This window comes from Mycobacterium sp. E3339, from assembly GCF_001666915.1.
GTDB lineage: Bacteria > Actinomycetota > Actinomycetes > Mycobacteriales > Mycobacteriaceae > Mycobacterium.
The window spans coordinates 1-8,122 of record NZ_LZIZ01000215.1; the positions used below are offsets into that span (position 1 = coordinate 1).

Annotated in this window: 9 protein-coding genes; 3 read left to right on the forward strand and 6 right to left on the reverse strand. The window is 67.4% G+C overall.

What is annotated here, in order from left to right:
• The 4 genes from A5702_RS20230 to A5702_RS20250 all read right to left on the reverse strand — a co-directional run.
• Nucleotides 1–246 (reverse strand): dihydropteroate synthase (locus A5702_RS20230; RefSeq protein ID WP_197506647.1); only part of this gene is annotated, 246 nt, incomplete at its 3' end.
• 19 nt (nucleotides 247–265) lie between these two features.
• A complete protein-coding gene (gene folE / locus A5702_RS20235; RefSeq protein WP_055405390.1) occupies nucleotides 266–880 on the reverse strand; it encodes a GTP cyclohydrolase I FolE in 615 nt (204 codons plus the stop codon).
• A gap of 15 nt (nucleotides 881–895) precedes the next feature.
• The gene (gene ftsH, locus A5702_RS20240; RefSeq protein ID WP_068223090.1) at nucleotides 896–3,277 is read right to left on the reverse strand and encodes an ATP-dependent zinc metalloprotease FtsH; all 2,382 of its coding nucleotides are present in this window, start codon (nucleotides 3,275–3,277) and stop codon (nucleotides 896–898) included.
• 299 nt (nucleotides 3,278–3,576) lie between these two features.
• Nucleotides 3,577–3,993, reverse strand: a complete 417-nt coding sequence (locus tag A5702_RS20250; protein WP_068223102.1) for a VOC family protein — start codon at nucleotides 3,991–3,993, stop codon at nucleotides 3,577–3,579.
• Between the two features lie 129 nt (nucleotides 3,994–4,122).
• On the opposite strand from A5702_RS20250, the gene A5702_RS20255 reads away from it, so the two are divergent.
• The 3 genes from A5702_RS20255 to A5702_RS20265 are packed head-to-tail and all read left to right on the forward strand — an operon-like array spanning nucleotide 4,123 to nucleotide 7,288.
• Complete coding sequence (locus A5702_RS20255; RefSeq protein ID WP_369817952.1) at nucleotides 4,123–5,091, forward strand: alpha/beta fold hydrolase; 969 nt, start codon at nucleotides 4,123–4,125, stop codon at nucleotides 5,089–5,091.
• Nucleotides 5,088–6,275, forward strand: coding sequence for an LLM class flavin-dependent oxidoreductase (locus A5702_RS20260; RefSeq protein ID WP_068223092.1), 1,188 nt, complete (start codon nucleotides 5,088–5,090; stop codon nucleotides 6,273–6,275). The genes A5702_RS20255 and A5702_RS20260 overlap by 4 nt, the downstream gene beginning before the upstream one ends.
• Nucleotides 6,275–7,288, forward strand: a complete 1,014-nt coding sequence (locus A5702_RS20265) for a zinc-binding dehydrogenase (protein WP_068223094.1) — start codon at nucleotides 6,275–6,277, stop codon at nucleotides 7,286–7,288. Before A5702_RS20260 ends, A5702_RS20265 begins: the two co-directional genes overlap by 1 nt.
• Nucleotides 7,289–7,291: 3 nt before the next feature.
• On the opposite strand, the gene A5702_RS20270 is transcribed toward A5702_RS20265, so the two are convergent.
• On the reverse strand, nucleotides 7,292–7,576 hold the full coding sequence (locus A5702_RS20270) for a WXG100 family type VII secretion target (protein WP_055405394.1): 285 nt from the start codon (nucleotides 7,574–7,576) through the stop codon (nucleotides 7,292–7,294).
• A gap of 29 nt (nucleotides 7,577–7,605) precedes the next feature.
• Complete coding sequence (locus A5702_RS20275; RefSeq protein ID WP_068223098.1) at nucleotides 7,606–7,902, reverse strand: WXG100 family type VII secretion target; 297 nt, start codon at nucleotides 7,900–7,902, stop codon at nucleotides 7,606–7,608.
• Between the last annotated feature and the right edge of the window lie 220 nt (nucleotides 7,903–8,122).

Genomic DNA, 8,122 nt, shown 5'->3' on the forward strand with positions numbered 1-8,122 from the left:
GGCGTGCATGGTGTCGATGCTTACCGTAATCCCCTCTGCCACAAGCTCTTTGACGACGGGGATCACCCGGGACGTCTCGACCTGGGAGTCGATCCGGGTGGCGCCGGGCCTGGTCGACTCCCCACCGACATCGACGATGTCCGCGCCGTCGGCCGCCAGCGCCAGACCGTGCGCCACCGCGTTAGAAGTATCGAGATAGCGGCCACCATCGGAGAACGAGTCGTCAGTGACGTTCAGGACTCCCATAACCTGCACAGGCGCCGGCTCACTTACGCAGGATGAGGTCGAGCGCTTCCGCTCGAGACGCCGCGTTGCTCTTGAACTGTCCGCGCACCGCCGACGTGGTGGTGACCGCGCCGGGCTTGCGTACGCCGCGCATGGCCATGCACAGGTGCTCGGCCTCGATCACGACGATCACGCCCCGCGGATTGAGTTTCTTCATCAGCGCGTCGGCGATCTGGCTGGTGAGCCGTTCCTGCACCTGCGGCCGCTTGGCGTAGAGGTCGACCAGTCGCGCGATTTTCGACAGCCCGGTGACCCGGCCGTCGGAGCCGGGGATGTAACCGACGTGGGCCACCCCGTGGAACGACACCAGGTGGTGTTCACACGTGGAATACAGCGGGATCTCCTTGACCAGCACCAGTTCGTCGTGTTCTTCGTCGAACATGGTGTTGAGCACGCTGTCGGGATCGGTGTAGAGCCCGGCGAACATCTCGCGGTAGGCGCGGGCGACGCGGGCCGGCGTCTCCCGCAGGCCGTGCCGGTCGGGGTCCTCCCCGATGGCGTACAGCAACTCCCGGACCGCGGCCTCGGCGCGCTCCTGGTCGAACACCCGGATAGGGGGATCGGCGGTGTCCGGCCCCAAATCCGTCAAGGCCATCGAATCCTCCGTTCGTCAGCCGTGGGCCGGTGGGTTGGACCGGCTCACGTCGTCGTCCTGCTGGTCGGGAGACTTCCCGCCGGCCGGGTTGGGCAGGCTCGGCGGCGGGTAGGGCGGATACGGCGGGTAGGGGGGCTGCGCCTGACCCTGCGGGTGGCCGGGCTGGCCTTGATAACCCGGGTGGTGCCCCGCCGGCTGCGGAAAGTAAGGCTGCTGTGGGGCCTGCGGCGGCGGATACCAGTAATTCGGCTGCTGGTCCGGCGGCGGCCACCCCGGTGCGTGCCAGCCCGCCGGCGCGCCGTAGTCCGGCTGGGTGGGAGCATGCGGCGCGCCCGGGCGGTGGCCGGCCCCTTGCGAGCCCTGAGAACCGTTGCCGCCGTTGTTGTTTCGCTCGGCCTCCGCTCGCGCGGCCGCGGCCTCGCTGGCGCGCGCGATGGCGGCCTTGAACGCCGGCTCGGGGACCGGCGGCGGCCACGGCTCGCCACGCTCCATCGCCAGCTCGCCGGGTGTCTTGATCGGCGGCTTGTCGGACGGGATGCGGCCACCGAAGTCGTCGAACATGGTGAGCCGGGGCCGCTTTTCGACGTCGGCGAAGATGCCCTCCAGTTCGGCCCGGTGCAGGGTTTCCTTTTCCAGCAGCTGTCCGGCCAACGTGTCGAGCACGTCCCGGTATTCGGTGAGGATCTCCCACGCCTCGGTGTGGGCCGCCTCGATCAGCTTGCGGATTTCGTCGTCGATGTCGCGGGCGACCTCGTGGGAGTAGTCGGCCTGGGTCCCCATGGTGCGGCCCAGGAACGGGTCGCCGTGTTCGGTGCCGTACTTGACCGCGCCCAGCTTGGAACTCATCCCGAATTCGGTGACCATCGCGCGGGCCACCTTGGTCGCCTGCTCGATGTCGGACACCGCGCCGGTCGTCGGCTCCCGGAAGACCAGTTCCTCGGCGGCGCGGCCGCCCATGGCGAACACCAGCTGCGCGACCATCTCCGAGCGGGTACGCAGGCCCTTGTCTTCCTCGGGCACCGCCACCGCGTGGCCCCCGGTGCGTCCCCGCGCCAGGATCGTCACCTTGTAGATCGGCTCGATGTCCGGCATCGCCCAGGCGGCCAGGGTGTGGCCGCCCTCGTGGTAGGCGGTGATCTTCTTTTCCTGCTCGCTGATGATCCGGCCCTTGCGGCGCGGCCCGCCGATCACCCGGTCCACCGCCTCCTCGAGCGCGGCGCCGGTGATGACGGTGCCGTTCTCCCGGGCGGTCAGCAGGGCCGCCTCGTTGATGACGTTGGCCAGGTCGGCGCCGGTCATGCCGACGGTGCGCTTGGCCAGCCCGTCGAGGTCGGCGTCCGGGGCGATGGGCTTGCCCTTGGAGTGCACCTGCAGCACCGCACGGCGGCCCGCCAGGTCGGGGTTGGACACCGGGATCTGCCGGTCGAAGCGGCCGGGCCGCAGCAGCGCGGGATCGAGGATGTCGGGCCGGTTGGTGGCCGCGATCAGGATGACCCCGGCGCGCGGGTCGAAGCCGTCCATTTCGACCAGCAACTGGTTCAGCGTTTGTTCGCGCTCGTCGTGGCCGCCGCCCAGGCCGGCGCCGCGCTGGCGACCGACGGCGTCGATCTCGTCGACGAAGATGATGCACGGGTTGTTCTGCTTGGCCTGCTCGAACAGGTCGCGCACCCGCGAGGCGCCGACGCCGACGAACATCTCGACGAAGTCCGAGCCGGAGATGGTGAAGAACGGCACGCCGGCTTCCCCGGCCACCGCGCGGGCCAGCAGCGTCTTGCCGGTCCCGGGCGGGCCGTAGAGCAGCACGCCCTTGGGGATCTTGGCGCCCAGCGCCTGATAACGGCCGGGGTTCTGCAGGAAGTCCTTGATCTCGTAGAGCTCTTCGACCGCCTCGTCGACGCCCGCAACGTCGGCGAACGTGGTCTTGGGCATGTCCTTGTTCAGCAGTTTGGCCCGGGATTTGCCGAACCCGAAGCCCATTCGCGCGCCGCCCTGCATGCGGGAGAACATCACGAACAGACCCACCAGCAACAGCAGCGGCAGCACGTAGACCAGCAGCTCGCCCAGGATGCTGCCCTGGTTGACGACCGTGCTGACCTTCGCGTTCTTGGCGCTCAGCGCGTTGAACAGGTCGACCGCGTACCCGCTCGGGTATTTGGTGATGATCTTGTCGGAGTTGTCGGTGTCGTTGTTGCCCTTTTTCAGGGTCAACCGCAGCTGCTGCTCACGGTCGTCGATCTGCGCGTTCTTGACGTTGTCGCCGTTGATCTGCGCCACCGCCACCGACGTGTCGACGGGCTTGTAGCCGCGGGTGTCGTCGCTGAAATAGAAGAACGACCAACCGAGCAGCACCACGACCGCAATCGCCGTGATGCTGCGAATAACGTTTTTCCGGTTCATCAATCATCGGCCTTGCCGGCCAGGTCCTTCCCCGATATTCACGCAGCTAGAAAAGTCCAGGTTACCGCTCGTGGCGATCGCGAGCCCCGGCAGAGCCGGGGCGAAGCGGGTCGCCACCATCTGCACGGTGGCGATCGCGAGCCCCGGCAGAGCCGGGGCGAAGCGGGTCGCCACCGCCTCTCGATACAACGACCGGGGGTTCCCTCCCGCCGGGCCGAGCGTCACGCCAGCGCGACGTTCGGCGGCGGCGGTCACGCCAGCGTGACGTTCGGCGGCCGGCGCGGCGGCCCGACGTCTCGTCATTCGTAGTACCGGGCCTCGATCACGTTGCCATCCGGATCGGCGAAGTAGTACGCCTGCGGCGCCCAACCGCGGGCCCCGAAATTGGGGCCGAGCCGCGCGCCGGTGTCCACGCCCTCCGCCTGCAGGCGTTGGTCCAGCGCGTCGTATTCGGACTTCGACAGCGCAAGGCAGACGTGGTTCACCGGGTGTCCGGCGCTGCCGTCGACCCGCGTCAGGGACTCGGTACCGGCGGCACCTGCAACCGGCATCAGGTCGATGATCGAGTCCTCGCACACCCGCACGCTCGGGAAGGGCGCGTCGCCGGCCTCGAACTCGGCGAACCGGACCGGAGCCAATCCGACCACCCGCGTATAGAAATCCATCGCGACGCGCGGATCCTTCGTCCACAGGACGACGTGGTCGAGCCGCCTCATCGGGTCCACCTGCTTCCAAGAAATGCGCGGGCTTTACGGCGATATCTACCAGCCGAGCAAAGCTGTTGGAATGCTATTCGCAATCAGCGCGAATACTTCTCAGCCCCGCAGGGGTTGTGCTTTGGTGGCATGGTGCTCAAATCAACCGAACGGTTAGTGGAGACCAACGGTGTGCGGCTGCGGGTGATCGAGGCGGGCGAACGCGGCGCACCCGTGGTGATTTTGGCCCACGGATTTCCCGAGCTGGCCTACTCGTGGCGCTACCAGATACCGGTGCTCGCCGAGGCCGGCTACCACGTGCTGGCCCCGGATCAACGCGGCTACGGCGGCTCGTCTTGTCCCGACCCCATCGAGGCTTACGACATTCACCACCTCACCGCCGACCTGGTCGGCCTGCTCGACGACGTCGGGGCCGAACGGGCCGTCTGGATCGGGCACGACTGGGGCGCCGCCGTCGTGTGGAACGCCCCGTTGCTGCACCCGGATCGGGTCGCGGCCGTCGCCGCGCTCAGCGTGCCGGTGACGCCGCGCCCGCACGTGGCGCCGACGGAGGCCTGGCGCAAGATGTTTGGCGAGAACTTCTTCTACATCCTGTACTTTCAGGAGCCCGGCGTGGCCGACGCCGAATTGAACGCCGATCCCGCCCGGGTGATGCGACGCATGATGGGCAGCCTGCGCGCCGACGGCAAGGATGCACTGGTGCGGATGGCCACCCCCGGCCCGGAAGGCTTCCTCGAGCGGCTGCCCGAACCCGACGGGCTGCCGGATTGGATAAGTCAGGACGAGCTCGACCACTACATCGCCGAATTCACCCGTACCGGGTTCACCGGCGGCCTGAACTGGTACCGCAATTTCGACCGCAACTGGGAGACCACTCCCGAGCTGGACGGTGTGAAGATCTCGGTCCCGTGTTTGTTCATCGGCGGGACGGCCGATCCCGTCCTGTCGTTCACTCGCGCCGACCGCGCCGCCGACGCGATCACCGGCCCCTACCGCCAGGTGATGATCGACGACGCGGGGCACTGGTTGCAGCAGGAAAGGCCGGACGAGGTGAACGCTGCCCTGTTGGACTTCCTCAACGGATTGGAGTTGCGATGAGCGCCCCGCTGCGCTTCGGTGTCTTCATCACACCGTTTCACCCGATTGGCCAATCGCCAACGGTCGCTTTGGAATACGACATGGACCGGGTGGTCGCGCTGGACCGGCTCGGGTTCGACGAGGCCTGGTTCGGCGAACACCACTCCGGTGGCTACGAGCTGATCGCCTGCCCCGAGGTGTTCATCGCCGCCGCGGCCGAGCGGACCAAACACATCCGACTGGGTACCGGGGTGGTCTCGCTGCCCTACCACCATCCGCTGATGGTGGCCGACCGCTGGGTGCTGCTCGATCACCTCACCCGCGGCCGGGTGATGTTTGGCACCGGCCCGGGCGCCTTGCCGTCGGATGCCTACATGATGGGCATCGACCCGGTCGATCAACGGCACATGATGCAGGAGTCGCTGGAAGCGATCCTCGCGCTGTTCCGTGCCGGACCCACCGAGCGAATCGACCGCCACACCGACTGGTTCACGCTGCGTGAGGCGCAGCTGCACATCCGGCCCTACACCTGGCCCTACCCCGAAATCTCCACGGCAGCAATGATTTCGCCTTCCGGTCCGCGGCTGGCGGGCGCGCTGGGGACGTCGCTGTTGTCTCTGTCGATGTCGGTGCCCGGCGGCTACGCCGCCCTCGAAACCACCTGGGACGTGGTGCGCGAGCAGGCCGACAAAGCCGGACGGGCCGAGCCGGATCGGGCCGACTGGCGCGTTCTGAGCATCATGCACATCGCGGACAGCCGGGAAAAGGCGATCGACGACTGCACCTACGGCCTGCAGGATTTCGCCAACTACTTCGGCGCGGCCGGGTTCGTCCCGCTGGCCAACACCGTCGACGGCGCCCAGACACCGCACGAGTTCGTCGAGGACTACGCGGCCAAGGGCAATTGCTGCATCGGAACCCCCGACGACGCGATCACCCACATCGAGGACTTGCTCGAACGCTCAGGCGGTTTCGGCACACTGCTGATGCTGGGCCACGACTGGGCCTCCCCCGAGGCGACCTATCACTGCTACGACCTGATGGCGCGCAAGGTGATCCCCCACTTCAAGGGACAACTCGAAGCGTCGCGTTCGTCGCACGACTGGGCCAAGGGCAACCGCGACCAGTTGATCGGCCGGGCGGGTGAGGCCGTGGTGAAGGCCATCACCGAGCACGTCGACGAACAGAAGGGGGTGAAAAGCTAGTGCGCGCCGCGGTATTGCGCGACGGCCGGATGGTCTACCGCGACGACGTAGTGGAGCCCGTGCCCGAGGCCGGTCAGGTGCTCGTCGGCGTGCGGGCCTGCGGCATCTGCGGCTCCGACCTACATTTCGCCGCGCACGGCGCACAGGTGCTGGAAATGACCGACCGGGTGGCCGGCGGCAAGGGCGGCATGCACGTCGACCTGAGCCACGACATCTTCATGGGCCACGAGTTCAGCGCCGAGGTGCTCGAGGCCGGGCCCGATACCGAAACCCACCCGCCGGGAACGCTGGTCACCTCCCTTCCGATACTGCTGTCCGCCAAGGGCGTTGAGCCCATCGTCTACAGCAACAGCACCATCGGCGGCTACGCCGAACGCATGCTGCTCTCGGCGCCGCTGCTGCTGCCCGTCCCCAACGGCCTGGACTTCAAACATGCCGCCCTGACCGAACCCATGGCGGTCGGGCTGCACGCCGTCAACAAGTCGAACATCGCCCCCGGCGAGACCGCCCTGGTAATCGGATGCGGCCCGATCGGCATCGCCATCATCGCGGCGCTGCGGGCTCGTGGCGTCGAAAACATTGTGGCGTCTGACTTTTCGCCGAAGCGCCGGGAACTCGCCACCGCCATGGGCGCGCATCAGACGCTGGATGCGGCGCAGGGCTCGCCGTTCGACTCCGTCAAACCCGCCGTGGTGTTCGAGGCGGTCGGAGTGCCCGGGGTGATCGACGACGTCCTGCTTCGGGCGCGGTCCGGCACCCGCCTGGTGGTCGCGGGCGTGTGCATGCAGCCCGACACCGTGCATCCCTTCTTCGCGATCGCCAAAGAGATCAACGTCCAGTTCGTGCTCGCCTATACCCCGGAAGAATTCACCGATTCGCTTCGGGCCCTGGCCGACGGTGACATCGACGTGAGCCCGCTGATCACCGGGGAGGTCGGCCTGGACGGGGTCGGCGCCGCCTTTGACGACCTCGCCGACCCCGAGCGACACTGCAAGGTTTTGGTCACCCCTTAGCCGCTAAGCCCAACTCGACCCGACGGCGCTGTCGGTGCCCGCCATGTTGCTGCCGGCGGTTTGCACGTTCTGCCCGTGGGCGTTGGCCTGCTCGTAGATCACCTGGAAGTTGCGGCCCAACTGAATGATGAACTCCTGGCACGCCGCCGAACCGGCACCGCCCCAAAAGTCCCCGGCGGCAAGCACATCGCGGACGATGGCCTGGTGCTCGGCCTCCAAAGACGCGGCTTGCGCGCGGATCAAGGCACCGTGGGCGTCGACATCGCCGAACTGGTAGTTGATGGTCATCGTTGTACGTCTCCTGTTTGTAGGGTGGGCTAGCTGCCCAGGATCTGCTGCGAGGCCTGCTCTTGCTGCTCGTAGTTGTTCGCGTCGCGGACCAGTCCGTCGCGCACACCGTGGAGCATGTTGACGATGTTGCGGAAGGCGTGGTTGACCTGACCCATGGTGTCGTACGACGTCGCCTGCGCCTGACCGCTCCAGCCCGAACCCGCGATGTTCATCGAGGACGCCCACATCTTGCGAGCCTCGTCCTCAACGGTCTGGGCGTGCACCTCAAAGCGGCCCGCCATCGCCCGCATCTCGTGCGGGTCGGTCATGAATCGTGCTGTCATTGCTTGTCTCCTTCGAAAACGGTTGTCAGTTATGGATTTTGGTCAATGGTGCGTCGAGTTTTTTTCTCCCCTTCCGTCATCCGACCAGCTGCGGCAATACGCTGACGCGAGCCGGCACCACGGCGCCGAATCCGCGCATCTCCATGCCGCCAACCTGCCCCGCCGGGATGCCGCGCGGGGCGACCATCGGCGCGCCAGCACCGGCCAAGGGCGCGGCGGC